At 57.6% G+C, this 18,318-nt stretch carries 16 protein-coding genes; 2 read left to right on the top strand and 14 right to left on the bottom strand.

The window, feature by feature from the left end; genetic code table 11:
• Nucleotides 1-38: 38 nt before the first annotated feature.
• Together epd and tkt are read right to left on the bottom strand one after the other, a co-directional pair.
• Nucleotides 39-1,067 (bottom strand): erythrose-4-phosphate dehydrogenase, encoded by a 1,029-nt coding sequence (gene epd / locus KCR01S_RS13605; protein ID WP_061283259.1) that lies wholly within the window; start codon nt 1,065-1,067, stop codon nt 39-41.
• Nucleotides 1,068-1,504: 437 nt separating this feature from the next.
• The gene (gene tkt, locus KCR01S_RS13600; protein ID WP_061283258.1) at nt 1,505-3,496 is read right to left on the bottom strand and encodes a transketolase; all 1,992 of its coding nucleotides are present in this window, start codon (nt 3,494-3,496) and stop codon (nt 1,505-1,507) included.
• A 268-nt stretch (nt 3,497-3,764) separates the two neighbouring features.
• Between tkt and loiP the strand changes: the two genes are divergently transcribed.
• On the top strand, nt 3,765-4,523 hold the full coding sequence (loiP, locus tag KCR01S_RS13595; RefSeq protein WP_061283257.1) for a metalloprotease LoiP: 759 nt from the start codon (nt 3,765-3,767) through the stop codon (nt 4,521-4,523).
• Nucleotides 4,524-4,911: 388 nt separating this feature from the next.
• Nucleotides 4,912-6,180, top strand: coding sequence for an OprD family outer membrane porin (locus KCR01S_RS13590; RefSeq protein WP_061283256.1), 1,269 nt, complete (start codon nt 4,912-4,914; stop codon nt 6,178-6,180).
• Between the two features lie 66 nt (nt 6,181-6,246).
• Here the strand turns inward: KCR01S_RS13590 and KCR01S_RS13585 are convergent, their stop codons facing one another.
• From KCR01S_RS13585 to KCR01S_RS13530, 12 genes are all read right to left on the bottom strand, one after another.
• On the bottom strand, nt 6,247-7,887 hold the full coding sequence (locus tag KCR01S_RS13585) for a thiamine pyrophosphate-binding protein (protein WP_061283255.1): 1,641 nt from the start codon (nt 7,885-7,887) through the stop codon (nt 6,247-6,249).
• A gap of 13 nt (nt 7,888-7,900) precedes the next feature.
• A complete protein-coding gene (locus KCR01S_RS13580) occupies nt 7,901-9,370 on the bottom strand; it encodes an aldehyde dehydrogenase (RefSeq protein WP_061283254.1) in 1,470 nt (489 codons plus the stop codon).
• A gap of 9 nt (nt 9,371-9,379) precedes the next feature.
• Nucleotides 9,380-10,150, bottom strand: coding sequence for an aspartate dehydrogenase (locus tag KCR01S_RS13575; protein ID WP_061283253.1), 771 nt, complete (start codon nt 10,148-10,150; stop codon nt 9,380-9,382).
• A gap of 9 nt (nt 10,151-10,159) precedes the next feature.
• A complete protein-coding gene (locus KCR01S_RS13570) occupies nt 10,160-10,954 on the bottom strand; it encodes an SDR family oxidoreductase (protein WP_061283252.1) in 795 nt (264 codons plus the stop codon).
• Nucleotides 10,938-11,708 (bottom strand): alpha/beta fold hydrolase, encoded by a 771-nt coding sequence (locus tag KCR01S_RS13565; RefSeq protein ID WP_061283251.1) that lies wholly within the window; start codon nt 11,706-11,708, stop codon nt 10,938-10,940. The genes KCR01S_RS13570 and KCR01S_RS13565 overlap by 17 nt, the downstream gene beginning before the upstream one ends.
• A gap of 9 nt (nt 11,709-11,717) precedes the next feature.
• On the bottom strand, nt 11,718-12,248 hold the full coding sequence (locus KCR01S_RS13560) for a cupin domain-containing protein (RefSeq protein WP_061283250.1): 531 nt from the start codon (nt 12,246-12,248) through the stop codon (nt 11,718-11,720).
• Between the two features lie 10 nt (nt 12,249-12,258).
• Nucleotides 12,259-13,515, bottom strand: coding sequence for an MFS transporter (locus tag KCR01S_RS13555; protein ID WP_061283249.1), 1,257 nt, complete (start codon nt 13,513-13,515; stop codon nt 12,259-12,261).
• 26 nt (nt 13,516-13,541) lie between these two features.
• Nucleotides 13,542-14,729: an NAD(P)/FAD-dependent oxidoreductase gene (locus KCR01S_RS13550; protein ID WP_061283248.1), complete on the bottom strand. Its 1,188-nt coding sequence runs from the start codon at nt 14,727-14,729 to the stop codon at nt 13,542-13,544.
• Nucleotides 14,726-15,652 carry a VOC family protein gene (locus KCR01S_RS13545; protein WP_061283247.1) on the bottom strand — a complete coding sequence of 309 codons (927 nt, stop codon included), beginning with the start codon at nt 15,650-15,652 and terminating at the stop codon, nt 14,726-14,728. The genes KCR01S_RS13550 and KCR01S_RS13545 overlap by 4 nt, the downstream gene beginning before the upstream one ends.
• A gap of 88 nt (nt 15,653-15,740) precedes the next feature.
• Entirely contained in the window at nt 15,741-16,529 is a 789-nt protein-coding gene (locus tag KCR01S_RS13540) for an IclR family transcriptional regulator (protein ID WP_061283246.1), read from the bottom strand.
• A gap of 13 nt (nt 16,530-16,542) precedes the next feature.
• Nucleotides 16,543-17,292 (bottom strand): SDR family oxidoreductase, encoded by a 750-nt coding sequence (locus KCR01S_RS13535; RefSeq protein WP_061283245.1) that lies wholly within the window; start codon nt 17,290-17,292, stop codon nt 16,543-16,545.
• Nucleotides 17,292-18,314, bottom strand: a complete 1,023-nt coding sequence (locus KCR01S_RS13530; RefSeq protein WP_061283244.1) for an aromatic ring-hydroxylating oxygenase subunit alpha — start codon at nt 18,312-18,314, stop codon at nt 17,292-17,294. The genes KCR01S_RS13535 and KCR01S_RS13530 overlap by 1 nt, the downstream gene beginning before the upstream one ends.
• Nucleotides 18,315-18,318 lie beyond the last annotated feature (4 nt).

Below are 18,318 nucleotides of genomic sequence, written 5' to 3'. Positions count from 1 at the left end.
GTGAATCCTCTCGTTGATACTTAAAGTTTTGTCGACGCTCAAGCGTCGAGCCTGAAACCAATAGCTGCCATTGCTAACGTCGTGTCGAGCATTCGGTTAGCAAAGCCCCATTCGTTATCACACCAGACCAGCGTTTTGATCAGATGTGCTCCACTGACCCGCGTCTGCGTGCCATCAACAATGGCGCTGTGCGGATCGTGATTAAAATCAGTCGAGACCAACGGTAATTCCGTATAGTCAACTATACCATGAAATGTACCCTGTGCTGCTTTTTGCAGCAACTGGTTGACTTCATGGGCTTTTACCGGCTTCTTCACCGTCACGCTTAGGTCAATCGCCGTCACGTTGATGGTGGGTACGCGCACTGCAATCGCTTCAAAATGGTCGCTAAACTGCGGGAAAATACGGGCAATACCCGCTGCAAGTTTAGTATCTACCGGGATAATGGACTGACTTGCCGCGCGCGTGCGGCGTAAATCCGGGTGATAGGCATCAATCACCTGCTGGTCATGCATCGCGGAATGGATAGTCGTGACCGTACCGGACTCAATGCCATAGGCATCATCTAACAATTTGATGACGGGAATGATGCAGTTGGTGGTACAGGAGGCATTGGAAACAATGCGGTGTTCCGCGCGCAGTTCGTGTTGGTTAACGCCAAACACAACGGTCGCGTCGAGATCGTTGCTGCCAGGATGTGAAAAGAGCACCTTCTTCGCGCCAGCGGCAATATGCGCTTCGCCGTCTTCGCGCGTACCGTATACGCCGGTACAGTCCAACACCACATCAACCGACAGTTCACGCCAGGGGAGCGCGTCTATTGAACGCTCGTGCAGAAGACGGATGGAATCATCGCCAACATAGAGCTGTTCTCGCTCCTGGCGGACATCCCAGGCAAAGCGCCCATGACTGGTGTCATACTTCAACAAATGCGCGATGCCGGCAGCATCGGCCAGTTCGTTGATAGCCACTACGGTGATTTCCGCACGGCGTCCGGATTCATACAAAGCACGAACCACGTTACGTCCAATGCGACCGAAGCCATTAATCGCTACGCGTACGGTCATAGGTCTCCTGCAAGGTTATCCCGAAGCAAAGTGGCTCACAGAGTAATGCAGCCACGAGTTCTGGGAAACCTTACCCGCCACAAACAGTGACTGATTGGTTAAATGTCGAACAAACTGCCAACTGAAACGCTTCAGCTAGAATAAGCGAAACGCGGAATAAAAGGAATGATTGTCCAGCCAGAGAAAGCGGTTATCTGACTTACGTCACATTTTTACGCAATGAGAAGCCCAATTTATTCCACATCCCAGAATTGGCCATAAGCGTAGCAAGATAACTTTATTGCTGCTGCGTAAATCTGGATTTCTATCTGAAAACGGATTAATCGCATCCATATCATGAACACGACTACCTTGTTGCCAGCACGAGACGTCCCTCGCCTTTCGTTCCGGCAAAAAAAACGGGCCGCCTGAGCGACCCGTCTTCCACTGCCTGAAAATTACAGCAGCGCTTTGGCTTTCGCGACCACGTTGTCAACGGTGAAGCCGAACTCTTCGAACAGCAGTTCTGCCGGAGCAGACTCGCCGAAGGTGGTCATACCGACGATAGCGCCGTTCAGACCTACGTATTTGAACCAGTAGTCAGCGATACCCGCTTCTACTGCCACGCGAGCGGAAACGGCTTTTGGCAGCACGGATTCACGGTACGCCGCGTCCTGCTTGTCGAATGCGTCAGTAGACGGCATGGAAACCACGCGCGCCTTCACGCCTTCGGCAGTCAGTTTTTCGTAAGCGGCAACCGCCAGCTCAACCTCAGAACCGGTCGCGATGAAGATAAGCTCAGGCTGACCTGCGCAATCTTTCAGCACGTAGCCACCGCGAGCGATGTTCGCCAGCTGCTCTTCAGTACGTTCCTGCTGTGCCAGGTTCTGACGGGAGAGGATCAGCGCGGTAGGGCCGTCCTGACGCTCTACGCCATATTTCCACGCGACCGCGGATTCAACCTGGTCACATGGACGCCAGGTAGACATGTTCGGCGTCACGCGCAGAGAAGCAACCTGCTCTACCGGCTGGTGAGTTGGGCCATCTTCGCCCAGACCGATGGAGTCGTGGGTATAAACCATCACCTGACGTTTCTTCATCAGTGCAGCCATACGCACGGCATTACGTGCGTATTCAACGAACATCAGGAAGGTTGAGGTGTATGGCAGGAAGCCGCCGTGCAGAGAGATACCGTTAGCAATCGCGGTCATACCGAATTCACGCACACCGTAATGGATATAGTTACCCGCGATGTCTTCGTTAATCGGCTTAGAACCAGACCAGATAGTCAGGTTAGACGGCGCCAGGTCAGCAGAACCGCCGAGGAACTCAGGCAGCAGAGGACCAAACGCTTCGATAGCGTTCTGAGAAGCTTTACGGCTGGCAATTTTAGCCGGGTTAGCCTGCAGTTTAGCGATGAATTCGTTCGCTTTCGCGTCGAAGTCTGCAGGCATATCACCTTTCATACGACGGGTGAATTCAGCCGCTTCCTGTGGGAAGGCTTTAGCATATGCCGCGAATTTCTCATTCCATGCGGATTCTTTCGCCTGGCCTGCCGCTTTCGCATCCCACTGAGCATAGATGTCAGCCGGGATTTCAAACGGCGCGTATTTCCAGCCCAGCTGTTCGCGAGTCAGAGCCACTTCTGCGTCACCCAGCGGTGCACCGTGGGAATCGTGGGTACCCTGTTTGTTCGGAGAACCGAAACCGATGATAGTTTTACACATCAGCAGGGACGGTTTGTCGGTCACAGCACGGGCTTCTTCTACTGCGCGTTTAATCGCTTCAGAATCGTGGCCGTCGATGCCGCGGATAACATGCCAGTTGTAGGCTTCGAAACGCTTAGCGGTATCATCGGTGAACCAGCCTTCAACGTGACCATCGATAGAGATACCGTTGTCATCGTAGAACGCGACCAGTTTGCCCAGCTTCAGGGTACCGGCAAGGGAGCACACTTCGTGAGAAATGCCTTCCATCATGCAGCCATCGCCCATGAACGCGTAGGTGAAGTGGTCAACGATGTCGTGACCAGGACGGTTAAACTGCGCCGCCAGCGTTTTTTCCGCAATCGCCATACCTACGGCATTTGCAATACCCTGGCCTAATGGGCCAGTGGTGGTTTCAACACCGGCGGTGTAACCAACTTCCGGGTGGCCCGGAGTCTGGGAGTGTAACTGACGGAAGTTTTTCAGCTCAGACATCGGCAGATCGTAGCCGGTGAGATGCAGCAGGCTATAGATCAGCATGGAGCCGTGGCCGTTAGACAGTACAAAGCGGTCACGGTCAGCCCAGGACGGATTTTGCGGGTTATGATTCATAAAATCACGCCACAGGACTTCGGCAATGTCAGCCATACCCATCGGGGCACCCGGGTGACCGGATTTGGCTTTCTGTACTGCGTCCATGCTCAGCGCACGAATAGCATTAGCAAGCTCTTTACGTGAGGACATTTTGACTCCAGTTCGGACTGTTGAAGGCGTACCCTAACGCCACGAGGCGCGCACGTTACGGGCTGTGCCAGAAAAAAGTGCCAACAATGTAACCTATGCGACAAAGCATGTACATGGAGCATCCTTTTGCGAATTCAGAAATCTCTGGAACAGACGTTAAGCCGATGTAATCCCCTCGCCCGCAACTGACGATATTCTTTATACTTAGCGTAACTCTGGCAATACCATTCCAGGGCACTATCAGATAAACGACTTTGGAAGCACTCTCATGAAAAAACGGGCGATAGTTCTGGCTTTCGGCGCGACTTTACTGCTTAGCGGCTGCCAGAATATGGATTCAAACGGCTTATTAAGTTCAGGTACTGGCGCACTGCAGGCGTTTTCCTTAAGCGATCAGCAGGTGCAAGCCCTGAGCGATCAGGCCTGTAAGGATATGGACAGCAAAGCTACCATCGCTCCGGCTGGCAGCGACTACGTTAAACGATTAAATAAAATTGCCGCTGCCCTTGGCGACAATATCAACGGCCAACCGGTGAACTACAAAGTCTATGTTGCCAAAGACGTTAACGCCTTCGCCATGGCCAACGGCTGCATCCGCGTTTACAGCGGTCTGATGGACCTGATGAATGATAACGAAGTTGAAGCGGTTGTAGGCCATGAAATGGGCCACGTCGCGTTAGGCCACGTGAAAAAAGGTATGCAGGTCGCCATTGGTACCAACGCCCTGCGCGCGGCGGCGGCCTCTGCGGGCGGTATCGTTGGCAGCCTGTCGCAGTCGCAGTTGGGCGATCTGGGCGAGAAGCTGGTGAATTCTCAGTTCTCGCAGCGTCAGGAATCTGAAGCTGACGACTATTCCTACGATTTGCTGCGCAAACGCGGCATTAACCCAACCGGCCTTGCCACCAGCTTTGAGAAGCTGGCGAAGCTGGAGGACGGGCGCCAAAGCTCAATGTTTGACGATCACCCGGGCTCACAGGAGCGCGCGCAGCACATCCGCGATCGCCTGAACGCCGACGGGATTAAATAATCCTCTACCGGGGGGCAATATTGCCCCCTTGCTATAATAAGTAAAAAATATTAAAAGAAGCTAAACGGCATTAATTGATAATTTAACCGCACAAACCGTTAAATATGCTTAGATGTCAACCAGGACGAATATATAAGTGACACACTCCGCCGCCAAACACTCGTTCTAAAAATGAAAGCAAAAATATATTAATTCTCTTCCAGAAAGGCCTTCAGCCATATTTTCAAATAGTCTACACCTTCCCACAGAAACCAGACACTGCAAGGCGTGAAAGGCGACACTCGCGAAATACCTGTTCATACAATGATTGCTTTTGACACGGTTTCAGGCGAATATCGAAATTGTAACAACACAATTCGACAGTTATATAAACAGAGAAGTTCCCTCCGTGAAAAATAAATTAGCTTTAATCACCTTAAGTATTATTGCCTCTGCGCCAGCTTTTGCCAGCCAGCAATCCGATAGCCAGGGTTTTGTTGACGACAGCCATCTGGATCTGTTTTTACGCAACGCCTATATCAAACGCGACTATCGCGATGGCCTACACGATAAAAGCGAATGGGGTCAGGGTATTATTGCCACCTTTGAATCCGGCTTTACTCAGGGCCCAATCGGCTTTGGTGTAGATGGTATCGCGCAGTACGCCGTACGCCTTGACGGCGGTCGCGGCAACAGCGGTGCAGGCGGCATTGACTTCTTTGCACAGGACAACGATGGTCGCGCAAAATCCGACCTGGCGAAATTTGGCGCTACCGCCAAAATGCGTTTTTCTAACACCGTATTAAGCTACGGCAGCCAGCGCCCAGCGCTGCCTATCATCAATGCCGATGATTCCCGCCTGCTGTATGAAAGCTACACCGGGACCATGCTGACCTCCCAGGAGATCGCCGGTCTGGAAGTCAACGCGGGTTACCTGACCGACGAACAGCGTAAAAGCGACGACAGCCACAATAGCGGACTGAAGAGCATTACCTTCGGCGGCGCCAGCTACCAGTTCAACGACCAGTTGAGCGGTGCACTGTATGCTTCCCACGTGGAAGATGTTCTGAACAAGCAGTACCTTGGCCTGAACTACGCGCAGCCGTTGACCGACGCTCAGAAACTGGTCTTCGATTTCAACGGCTATAACTCTCGCCTTGAGCAGGAATATGCCGATTCACTGGATACCGGCCGTAGCAACTCCATCTGGAGCCTGGCGACCAGCTACATCTGGGACATCCACACCTTCAAAATCGCCTACCAGCAGAGCAGCGGCAGCACCGGCTATAACTACGGCGGCTACCAGAACCAGGGCGGCGTCGGCGACGGCGGCAATACCATCTGGCTGGCAAACTCCTACTGGTCTGATTTTAACGGCGAAGATGAGCGTTCATGGCAGGCGTCCTATGCGCTGGACTTCGGCGGTCTGGGCTTGCCGGGTCTGAGCTGGACCACCGCCTACGTTCGCGGTGACAACATCAAGACGGCTGAGACCAACAACGGTAAAGAGCACGAGTGGTTTAACCAGGTGCAGTACCAGGTCCAGGACGGCCCGGCAAAAGATCTGAAATTTAAAGTTCGCTACTCGGTACTGCGCGTTTCCAGCAACGCCAGCGACTACAACGTCAGCGGCAACGAAGTCCGCGTTTACGTCGAGTATCCGTTCAACGCGTTCTAAGTTTTCGCCACCGTTTCACGGTAAGCATGCCCCTTTCCCGCCCGGGAGAGGGGCAATTTTTTCACCTTAATAAAGCGTCTTTTGCGGCGGCCCGGCAAACTTCAGCGCGCCAATCTGCCCCATCTTCACTTCCACCACCGATGGTCCCGGCATGGCAAGCGCTTCGGTCATCACCGCAGCGAAATCCTCCGCCCGATCCACGCTCCAGGCCTGCAGCCCAATAGCCTGCGCCAGCAGAGTAAAGTCAGGCGTATGCAGCTCGTTATAGTATTGGCGCCCGCCGAAATACTTATCCTGAATACCGCGCATCACGCCGTAGCCGCCGTCGTTCATAATCAGCAGCGTCACGTTGGCTTTCTCCTGCGCCAGCGTCGCCAGCTCACCGAGATTCAGACTCAACCCGCCGTCGCCAACCAATCCCACGACTTTGCGCTGTGGATTGGCAATCGCGGTACCGATAGCCATTGGCAGCCCCATACCAATCGCGCCGGCTAACGAATGAATATTCATCAATGGGCCATTGGCGCGGAACAGACGGCTGCCCCACAGGCTGCCAGAAACGGTAATATCGCGAACCAGCAGGCCATCTTCCGGCAACGCCTGATCGATAGCATCGTTGAGTTTGGCATACTCGCCGCACTGCTCACGCAGCCCCTGTTCCGCTTTCACCACCGCACCGCGCACCAGCGCATCCCACTGCGCGTTGCCCCATTCGCGTCCCTGTACTCTTTCCGCCAGCGCCGTCAGCAGCGCTGGGCAATCGGCAATCAGCGTGTTATCCATCAAATAGTTGCGGCTGGCCGCCGCCGGGTCGATATCAATTTGCACGCGCGGATGCGGCAGCTCCAGCGTCCATGACCGGGTTTCATTACTGCGCAACCGTGAGCCGGCCACCAGCGTGAAATCACAGCCCGACATCACCGCCTCGACCGATGGCGAGTTGTGGAACGCCCGCAGGCTCGCGCGGTGACTATCCGGCAACACGCCGCGCGCATGGGTGCTGGAAATGACCGTCATTCCGGCATCCGCCAGCTTTTTCACCGCCTCAGCGCAACCGAGCGCACCACCGCCCAGCCACAGCAAAGGCAGTTTCGCCTGTTTGAGCTGCGTCCACAGTGCGTCCACCACATGGCGGTCGACACTCTCCACCACACGCGCTTTAACCGGCGCGGTCACCAGCGACAGCGGGATCTTCGTCCCTTGAATATCAATCGGGATTTCCACCGACACCGGACCACACGGCGGCGTTTGTGCGTCCTGAATCGCCTTGTGCAAAATGGCGATAGCCTGATTGGCATTGCTAATACGATAGGCGCGCTTAGAACTGGCCTTGAGGAACGTCAGCTGATCGCGGGTTTCGTGAATAAAACCGGTATCCGCATCCAGCCAGGCCTTTTCTACCTGCCCGGTCAAATGCAGCAGCGGCGTGCAGGCGTTCATCGCCTCCACCAGCGCGCCCACCGCGTTGCCCGCACCGGCGCCGGTGCTGGTCAGCGCCACGCCAAGCCCGGAGAAACGGCCGTGGGCATCCGCCATGGTGACCGAGCCGGCTTCGCCGCGCGCCGGTACAAAACGGATGTTGCCGCGCTGGCCGACCGCATCGGCAATCGGCAGGTTATGAATCGAGATGACGCCATAAATGGCTTCAACGTGATACTGCTCCAGCGTTCTGGCGATAGCGTCGCCGACGGTAATCATTTCGCTCATTGCTCACCCTTTCTTAGTCGCACCAGTGGTTGACGCCATTACCCGTCGCCAGATAAATGCTCTTTTGTTGCATCCAGGCCTTTAATCCCTGAATGCCCTTTTCGCGGCCCAGGCCGCTCTCTTTAAAGCCCCCAAACGGGGTCGAAATCGAAAAGACTTTGTAGGTGTTGATCCACACCGTGCCGACTTCCAGCGCGTCGCTCAAGCGCAGCGCACGCCCGCTATCACGTGTCCAGATACCGGCCGCCAGCCCATAAATGGAATCGTTGGCTTCCGCAATCAGTTCCGCTTCGTCATTGAACGGCATCGCGATAAGCACCGGCCCGAAGATCTCTTCCTGGCAGACGCGGGCCTGATTATTCAGCCCCTCGATGATGGTCGGCATGAAGAAGCTGCCCGCCGCCAGCGCCGGATCGGCAGGAACCTCTCCCCCGCACAGCACGCGTCCCCCTTCACGCTTGGCCAGCTCGACATACTCCAGCACGCTCTGGCGATGCTTTTCACTGATGAGCGGCCCCAGATGGGTATCCGCGCTGAAGGGATGGCCCACGCGTAAGCCGCGAGTCAACTCCAGCAGTCGCGCCATCAGCGGTGCATAAACCTGCTCATGAATGAACAGGCGCGATCCGGCAATGCAGGCCTGCCCGGCAGAGCTGAAAATGCCATAGCAAATCCCCCGTGCCGCCAGCTCAATATCGGCATCCTCCAGCACAATGGTCGGTGACTTCCCACCCAGCTCAAGCGAGGTAGGGATCAGTTTTTCCGCCGCCACGTGCGCCAAATGACGTCCGGTGGTGGTGCCGCCGGTAAAGGATATTTTGCGCACCCGAGGATGACGCGCCAGCGCATCGCCAATCACCGAACCTTTGCCCGGCAGCACGCTCAACAGGCCCGCCGGAAGCCCGGCTTGCTCAAAAATACGCGCCAGCTCCAGCGCCATCAGCGGCGTGGCTTCCGCAGGTTTGAGGATCACCGCGTTACCGGCGGCAATCGCCGGAGCGACTTTTTGCATCTCGCTGGCAATTGGCGAGTTCCACGGCGTAATGGCGGCCACCACGCCCAGCGATTCATAGCGGCTAAGCGTCAACACATCCTGCTGGCGCGGGGTTGGCAGTTCGCCCTCCAGCAGCTCGCAGGCGGCGGCAAAATAACGCGCGGTACCCGCCGCGCTCATCACCAGCCCGCGCGCTTCTGCCAGCGGTTTACCGTTATCACGGCTCTGCATCCGTGCCAGCTCATCGACGCGCGATTCAATATTGTCCGCCACCTTATGCAGCAGCTTTGCTCTCTGGTGCGGCAGCGTATTACGCCACTGCGGGTCGCGCCACGCGCGCTCCGCATGGGTAATCGCCTCCTGTAAATCCTCAAGGCTTGCCGCATTCAGCGTGGCGTTGACGGAGCCGTCGGCCGGAAAATAGCTGTGCATCGTCTCTCCGCGACCAGTACGCCAGATGCCGCCAACAAAAATCGGTAATGGTTCCATAACAACCTCTTAGCGCATCGCCAGTTCACGGCAGGCGCGAACCGCGCTTAATGCTGCCAGGGTGGAGGTTTTAGGGTTGCTCGCCAGCGGCAACCCGCTGAGTTCCAGATGGAATTCGCCAAACAACCCTTTGACGTGAATGGTGTGGGTATTACGTTGAGTGGCCGGGTCGACCATCAGCTGCACCCGGGTTTCGTCCATGCCGACGCCGCCAAGCGCTACGGTCGCCGCCACGTTGGCATTGGCCGGAAACAGTCTGGCCGCCTCGCGGGCGCTGCCCTCAAAAAACACCTGCGCTTCAGAGACCGCATTAAGGTCGATAAGCTGCTCGGCGTAGCTGCCGCGCCAGCTGGCCGGGCTTTTACGCGACTGATAGGTCACGTGTTCCAGGCCGCCCTCTTTCGCCGCCGCCAGACCGTCAATCCCCGCCACCGCGCCGGACAGCAGCGTCAGTTGGCCGCCGGCGCGGTGCAAACGATTTTCCAACGTGCTATCGGCCAGCGCACCGGTTGAAATCACCGCCAGATGCCAGCCGCGTGCCAGCACCGCTTCACCGTACTGCGCCACCGCCTGCTGGCTGGCACATTCCAGTACCAAATCCGGCGTGTCGAGGCACGCCAGCGGTGATGTCAGCGCGTCTACCGCGTCGCCAAACTGGGCGCGAATGGCCGCATGATGCGACTCGCGCGCCACTATCCAGCCAATCGCCACCTGCGGTGGCAGACGTTCAATCACCGCCTGCGCCATCGCGCCATAGCCAATTAACATGATTTTTTTCATCACGCTTCCTTAAAGGTGACGGCAGAAACCGCCGGAGACATCGAGCGCCGCACCGGTGGTAAATGAGGCCAGCGGTGAGGCGAGGAATAACAGCGCCTGCGCCGGTTCCTGCGGCTTGCCAAGGCGCGCCATTGGGATCCCGCGCTTACGGGCAATTTCTGCCGTCCACTCCGTCCAGCCCTGGCTTTTATCGCTACGATTCTCAAAGCGGCGTCGCCACTGGCCGGACTCAACCATCCCCAGCAGAATGGAGTTCACGCGAACCCCTTTCTCCACCAGCTCTTTTGACAGCGTCAGAGTCATGTTCAGTAGCGCCGCACGGGCCGCTGAAGTGGCAATCATGTGCTCTTCAGGCTGCAGCGCCAGCAGCGAGTTCACGCAGGTAATCGACGCGATATCCGATTGTTCCAGCTGCGGCAGGAAAGCCTGCACCGGGTTAATGACGCCAAACAGCTTGAGCTCCGCTTCATGCAGCCAGGCCTCACGCGGCGTATCGGCAAAATGCGCCACGTAGCCCTGGCCGGCGTTGTTAATCAACATATCGACGGCGCCAAAGCGTGCGATGACCGCATCGGCAAAGGCCTGTACCTCATCGCTGTTCAGCACGTCGCAGCAGCAGGAGAAAATTTCACCTGCGGGATATTCGTTTTGTAACGTCGCGTGCGCGCTGGCGAGCCGGTCGGGATCGCGGCCGCAGAAGGCGACGTTTGCCCCCTCAGCCAGCAGCAGGCGTAGCGTTTCAAAACCGATACCTGAAGACCCTCCGGTGACTACCGCTACGCGCCCATCAATTTGTGCATTCATCGCGCACCTCTTCTTTAATACGTAAAAGCTGTTGATTGAAAAACACATCGTTATCGAGATAGCTGGCGTGTCCGGCCTGCGGTATCGCGGTAAACGGCATGGCATATCGCAGAGCCAGTCCCTGCACCAGCTCCGGCTGGGTGATGGCATCCTGCTCGCCGCACCACACCTCAAACGCCCCGGAATAGGATTTCAGCCAGCCGTGAATATCGTCATGCGCCAGCATCCATGCCGCCGCCAGATACCCCTCGGAACGCAGCTTGCGCATCCCGGCGGCCACGGTGGCGATATCCGCTTCGCGCGCACCGGGGCGCAACAGCTTCGCCGCGCGGGTCTGCGCCAGGATTTCACCACCGAGTGCCATTTGCTGCTCGCGGCTGCGCCAGATTTTTTCACGCTGCTCCGGCGAGCTTTGGCCATAGCCCTGCGCCGCATCGGCCAGCACCACGTGCAGCACGCGCTGCGGGTACTTCGCCGCAAACGCACAGGCCACCAGCGCACCGAGCGAATGCCCCACCAGCACCGTTTGCTTGACGCCCGCGCGGTCGAGCAACGCCGCCAATGCATCGGCATAATCCCCGGCATTCGCCCGCGTCACGTTCAGCATTGGGCTTTCGCCATAACCCGGCATATCCCACGCCAGGACGCGAAAACCGGGGAGTGCCATCTGCTTATGCCAGGAGGCCGCTCCGGAGCTAATACCGTGCAAAAGCATCAGCGGGATACCGGTTCCCTGCTCACGAAAACCCGTCATCATGCCCCCTTAGCTCCGCTTCACTTTGGACAGCGGATGATCCGCCGGATAGGTCGGAATATGCGGCTTCTGCGTGCCGAGCATGACGCACATCAGCGCTTCCTCTTCACCGTGGTTAAACAGCCCGCGGTAAATTCCCGGCGGAACAGAAATCAGGTCACGTTCGTGCAGCACGGTTTCGGTGTACTGGTCGCCGTCCTGGATCATCAGCGTGATCTGCCCTTTGAGCATGAAGAACACCTCTTCAACATCATCATGCAGATGCAGCGGCCCTTCGCACTTCGACGGCAGCACCATCGTCGAGAAGGTGAAATGCTCGGCGGGAACGGTGTTGGTATCGCTCGCCACGCCGGTCGCCCCGGTGCCGATATAGCGCATCTGCGCACGGCGATATTTCGGGTCATAGTCGGCCTGGAACTTCAGCGCATTCCAGTCATATTTGCGGCCTTCGAAACGCGCGATACGCGATTCGACCCACTCTTCCATGGTCAGATGCTCAGGTTTAATGCCCGGTTTTGCGGATACAGTTGAATCAGTCATGACACTCTCCTCAATAACGTCTTAACAGCGGCAGTAACAGGAAGCAGCCCACCGCCGCCATCACCGCCAGAAAAATCAATCCGGAATCCATGCTGTGAGTAAACGCGATAAGCGCGCCCATAACCGCTGGCGACAACGCCCCAGCAAAGTTTCCCAGCCCGTTGAAAATGCCCCCCGCCGTGGCGCTCACCCGTGGATGCGTCGCTTTAGCCAGCAGGGCAAAAATGTTGGGTGCACCGGTTCCCCACATAAAGGTGCTGAAGCTCATCGCGGCGATAATCGCCAGCGGGGTATTAAGATGCATCACCACCGCCAGCCCGACGCCGGCCCCCGCCATCGAGATAAAGCAGGCGGCGGCGCGTTTATCGACCCGGTCAGACAGCCATGCGCCAATCACTTCCCCCGCCAGCATGGCGATAAACGGCATCGACGAGAGCCAGCCCGCGTGTTCAAGGTGGATACCTTTCCCCTTGATCAAATAGCCCGGCAGCCAGCCGTTGATGCCCCACAGATAGGTCAGGAAAGTGATGTTAAAGATGCAGATAATCCAAAAATGCGGGCTGACAAACAGCTCACGGCGCGCGGCGCGCCGTTCGTCCTGTGACGTCTGAGTGGTTGAGGCTTTTGCCTCCAGACGGATCCCGCGCAGACCGATGCGCACAAAAACCAGTACCGGCACGGTGAGCATGGCCATCACGAAGAAGGTGCTCTGCCAGCCAAAGGTGTTGAGCAGCCAGAGAGAAAGCGGGAAACCAATCGCCGCGCCCACCGGCGTACCGAGCAGCCACAACATGGTGGCCCGCGCCTGCAGGTGCTGCGGAAAGTTGTGGCGGACGATGGCAAACGCCAGCGGGAACAGCGGCCCTTCGGCCACGCCAAGTAAAATGCGCAGCACAATCATCAGCGTGTAGTTATGGGTAAAGCCCATCGCCACCATCAGTACGCACCACACTGCCATCATGCCGGTCAGCAGACGCAGCGGCGCAATCTTGTCACCGAGTCCGCTTAAAAAAACGGAGGAAAAACCGTAGCTGAGCAAAAAGGCGCTCATCAAAATGCCCAGCCGCGTGGTATCGAAATCGATCCCCATCGCCTGTTGAAAATGGCCGTCGGAAAACAGCGCAGCAATGCTGATTTTGTCGAAAAAGGCCAACAGTACGCAGGCCAGTAGCGACAGCGGAATGGCCCAGCGAACGGCTTTTTCAGGCGTACGGATGCCCTCACCGCTCGCCTCAACCGGCGCGGTGTTCGTCTCTAATGTGGTCATTTATCCCCCCTGAGGGTGCGCGCGTTTTAGCGTAATGACATCAGTGAAAAGGTCGGGTCAGCGAGCGGTACGTCCGACAAATCTCGTCCCGCCGCCATCCAGCGTTTTGCCAGCTTGACGGTGCGTGCATCGTTAAACGCCACCAGCTGCGTGAGCCGTCCGTTATCATCCAGCGAGAAATAAAGGGCATTATCGCGAACGACTGTTTCACTCCCCTGAGATGGGATCCCGAGGATCTGAATGTTGTATTGATATTGATCCGACCACAGCCACGGCGCTTCGTCATAGCCTGCGGCCTGCGGGTCGAGCATCGCTTTGGCCGTTGCCACCGCCTGATTTTGCGCAAAGGCCCACGACTGAATACACAGGCCATAGTGATGGTGCTGAGCCACATCCCCGGCGGCAAAAATGGCCGGATCCGAGGTGCGCCCCTGCGCATCCACCACGATCCCCTGCGCGATATCCAGCCCGGCGTTGCGCGCCAGTTCGAGGTTAAGATCGACGCCGATCCCCACCACTACCGCGTCGAAGGTTTCGCGCTTGCCGTCGCATTGAATCACCGGGTGACCATTATCGTCCTCCAGCTCCAGCCCACCGCAGCCGGTGCGCACATCCACGCCCTGCTGGCGATGCATCAGCGCTAAATGTGCTGAAACATCGCGGCTGACCGAGCGCATGCACAGCGTCGGCTGCTGCTCGAATAACGTCACCGCAACGCCGCACTTGCGCGCCGAGGCGGCAATTTCCAGGCCAATCCAACCGCCGCCAATAATGGCCAGCCGTTGGCTTTGCGCCAGCCGCTGCTTCAAACGCTGCGCATCCTGCCAGTGGCGTAAGGTATAGACCTGCGGATGTTTCGCCCACTCGGCGCCCGGCAGGCGTGCGCGGCCGCCGGTCGCGATCAGCAACTGGTCGTAGGCCAGAGACTCACCGTTGCTCAGACGTACCGTTTTTGCCTCGCGATCAATCGCCTCGGCGCGCTGCGGACGATACCAGCGTAAATTCAGATTCTGCTGCACCTCTTCGCTGAACAGACGCGGCAGCGCGGCATCGGGCTCCAGCAGGGAGGCCTTCGACAACGGAGGGCGCTCGTAAAAATCCCACGCCTCTTCCGCCACCACGCAGATTTCACCGCTAAAGCCTTCATCGCGCAGCGTTTTTGCCGCCCAGCCGCCCGCCTGACCGCCGCCAATAATGACAATGCGTGCCGTCATACCGCCTCCGACTTCTGCTGCTGGCGACGAGTATCATGGTCAATCCCGCCTTCAACTGCCCATTCGGTAAACGACACCAGGGAGTGCTCCAGCTCGCGCGGCTGCCAGTTTTCCGTCAGGTAGTCATCGTTGGTGTAGTACTCAAACGCGCCGCCGGTTGGGCTGTTGACGTACCAGAAATAGGCCGAGGACACGGGATGGCGGCCAGGACCGATAAAGGTGCTCCAGTCGTGCTTGTTCATGGCGATACCGCCGCCAATCACCTCATGGATATCACGCACGGTGAACGCCACATGGTTCAGCCCACGTTTCCGATTAGGTAACTGAAGCAAAAAGAGGTTGTGGTGACCGCCGCGTGCGCCACAGCGCAGGAACACCGCGCGGTTGATGTAACGGTCAGAGACCTGGAAACCGAGCATTTCGCGATAGAATTTCTCCGCCGCCGCCAGCTCTTCAACAAAGAACACCACATGGCCGATGTTTATCGGCTGGGCGCGATCGTAAACCGGGCTTGGGGTATCGATGCGGCGCACGTCGCCCCACTGATTAATCGGCTCAACGTTGAGTTCAACCGGCACCTGCTGGCTAACCTGCACCCGTAGCGTCATGCCGTTCGGGTCAAGGCACTCCAGCGCGCCGTCCACTTCACGAAAGCCCGGCTGAATCGCCAGTTTCGGTCTTAGCGCTTCAAGACTCTGTGAGTCAGCCACCGCCCAGGTCATTCGGCGCAGGGTATTCCCGGCCTCAAAGGCCGGTGGAAGATCGGGGCAATCGGTAGCATTCAGTTCGACGCTCGCGCCGCTTAAGGTTGTAAAACGCTGGCCACTGGCGTCGCCGGTCAGGCCAAAATCATGCATAAATTTGGCGCAATGCGTCAGGTTATCGACGCCAAATTCCAGCTTTTCTATTCCAATCACGCTCATCACAGGTTGCCTCATTTACCGTTTATCACCCGAATTTGGGCGTAAGACATGCCCGACGCCCTTCGGCGCCTAGAGTTAACTCACTGATTTAACTGGCTTGAGAAAGATGCCCTAAGAAGCCAGAAATTTTGTCCGCCGCCAGGCGAACCTCCTGTTGCAAACGCTCTCTGTCGGTTTGCGGGATCTCCTCGGCGGGCACCAGAATGCTCACCACCGCGGCCACCCGGCCGCTGCGGTCATAGACCGGGTAGACGATGGACGAGATGCCGTGGCGGAAGAAGGATTCACCAATAACAAAGCCACGGGCTTTGTCCTGTTGCACCATCTGCCACAACGCTTCGCGCTCGAAAAGCTGGCCCGGCGTATTGCCCGGCAGTCGCTCCTGCGGGAACAACTGTTCAAAGTCAGCGCGGGAAACATCGGTTAACAGCATGCGGCCAAGCGAGGTGCAGTGCACCGGCAGTCGCGTACCGATACTGACCTGATTAATCCGTGAACCGGCAGCGCTGACGCGGGCGATGTAGATGATGTCGCGCCCATCGCGAATCGCCAGATGGCTGCTGCATTGGCTGGTGTCGCGCAGCTGTTCAATCACCGGCTGGCCTACCTGAGCAACATCCAGCGAGGCGATATATTCAAAGCCCAGACGCAGCACGTTCATGCCAAGCGAAAAGGTATTGGTGCGCGTATTTCGCTCCAGGAACCCCATGTACTCCAGCGTTTGCACCACGCGATAAGCAGTGGCTTTCGGCATATCCACCAGCCGGTGCAGTTCGGCAAAGGTCAGATCGCGATGCTGCTCGCCGAAGGCCAACAGCAGCTGTAAGCCACGTTCCAGCCCCGGCACCAGATACTTCACTTCCTGATCGTTCGCCATAGGAACTCCACCCTCAGTTAAAAACAAAACCGCCGTTGACCGGGATCAGTTGGCCGGTGATAAACCGCGACAGGTCGCTTAACAGCCAAACCACGCTGCCGGTGACATCTTCCGGCTGCTGTGCGCCGTTAAGCGCGCGCCCGTTTTCATAAAGCTGGTGTCGCTCCGCAGGCACATATTCTGTCGCCTCAACGCGGGTTAGCCCCGGCGCAATGGCGTTGATATGAATGCGTTTCTCACCCAGTTCACGGGCCATTGAACGCGTCATGGCAATCACCGCCCCTTTGCTGGCGACGTAGGCCATCAGACGCGGTGCGCCCCACAGCGCAGTGTCCGAAGCCACGTTGACGATGCCCGATCCTTCGCGCAGCAGCGGCACCGCCGCACGAGTGACAAGCCAGGTGCCTTTGACGTTTACCGTCATCACCCGATCCCAAAGATCCGCATCGTAATCGAGCATGTTTTTACCGCCGACGCCGGTGGCCATCGCCGCGTTGTTGACCAGACCATCAATCTGGCCCTTCTCAGCGATCGCGCTGAAGGCGCTGTCGATCGCGCGCGCATCCGCCAGATCGATAACGTGCGATTCAATCGCGTAGCCCTGCTCGCGCAGCCCGTGGGCGCTTTCGGCAAGCTCACCTGCCAGAATGTCGCACATCACCACCGCTGCGCCCTGCTCTGCGCAGGCTTTGGCAAAGTGGTAGCCCAGCCCGCGCGCTGCACCGGTAATCACAATCCGTTTACCGTTCAGAAGGCCATTCATCAGGCCGCTCCCTGCTGCTGTTCCCGGCGTGCCAGCTGTTCTTTAGCCGCCTTTTGCATCATGCGGCGCAGACGGGACAGCCCGACATCATGCTGATAGAGGTATTCATGTTCACGGGCGTTCGGCGCCAGGCTTTCGAGCACCACGCGGTCTTGTTCCAGCACTTCCCAATGCAGTTTTTCCAGGCGATTGCGGTACATGAAGCGCCACATGTCGCGCTGCCAGCCCTGTACGCGGCGGATACGCCAGAAGAACACGCGGCAGTGATCGTTATCTTCCGGCACCACCATGCCGACGATAAAGAAGTGGCCGCCTGGCCCGAAACGCTGCTTGTAGGGGATCGACAGGCGCATCCAGTAGGTGCCGCTGTTACCCAGCTCCACCCAGTCAAAGTTGACGCCGCTTTGGCCTTTTTTCTCAAAAATGAAGCCGGTTTTGGTGGGCTGTAGCACCATATCGGCTTTGCGATCGCCTTCGGCCATCGAGTGCGAGGAGGAGTGCAGGTAGGTACCGTGCATCGGATCCATCACGTTTTCCAGCGCGTACTGATAGTTACAGTCCCACGCCGCGGTGCACAGGAAGTTGCTGTAGGCTTCGCCGTCGGCCAATTCCGTTGGGAAGGTTAGCTCATCGGGCTGCTGGTCTGCGGTGACGCCAAACCACAGGAAAATCGCGCCGTGCGCTTCCTGTACGTTGTAGCTGCGCACGCACTGCTGCCCGACCAGCGGGCATTTATCGACAGCGGGAACATCTTTGACTTCACCATTGCCCGCCACTTCAACCCCGTGATACCAGCAGGCGATACGGTCGCCCAGGTTCCAGCCCATCGACAGACGCGCCCCGCGGTGCGGGCAGCGGTCTTCCAGCGCCTGCACTTGGCCATCTTTGTTACGCCAGACCACAATCTGTTCGCCAAGGCGGGTAATACCCACCGGTGCCGACTGGACTTCCCAACTGGCCAGTACCGGATACCAAAGGCCGCGCAGGCCCGTGTCGAGATAGTGTTGTACGCTCGTCGTCATCGCC

The sequence above is a fragment of the Kluyvera cryocrescens NBRC 102467 genome, assembly GCF_001571285.1.
Classification (GTDB): domain Bacteria; phylum Pseudomonadota; class Gammaproteobacteria; order Enterobacterales; family Enterobacteriaceae; genus Kluyvera; species Kluyvera cryocrescens.
This window is presented reverse-complemented; position numbering and strand designations above follow the sequence as displayed.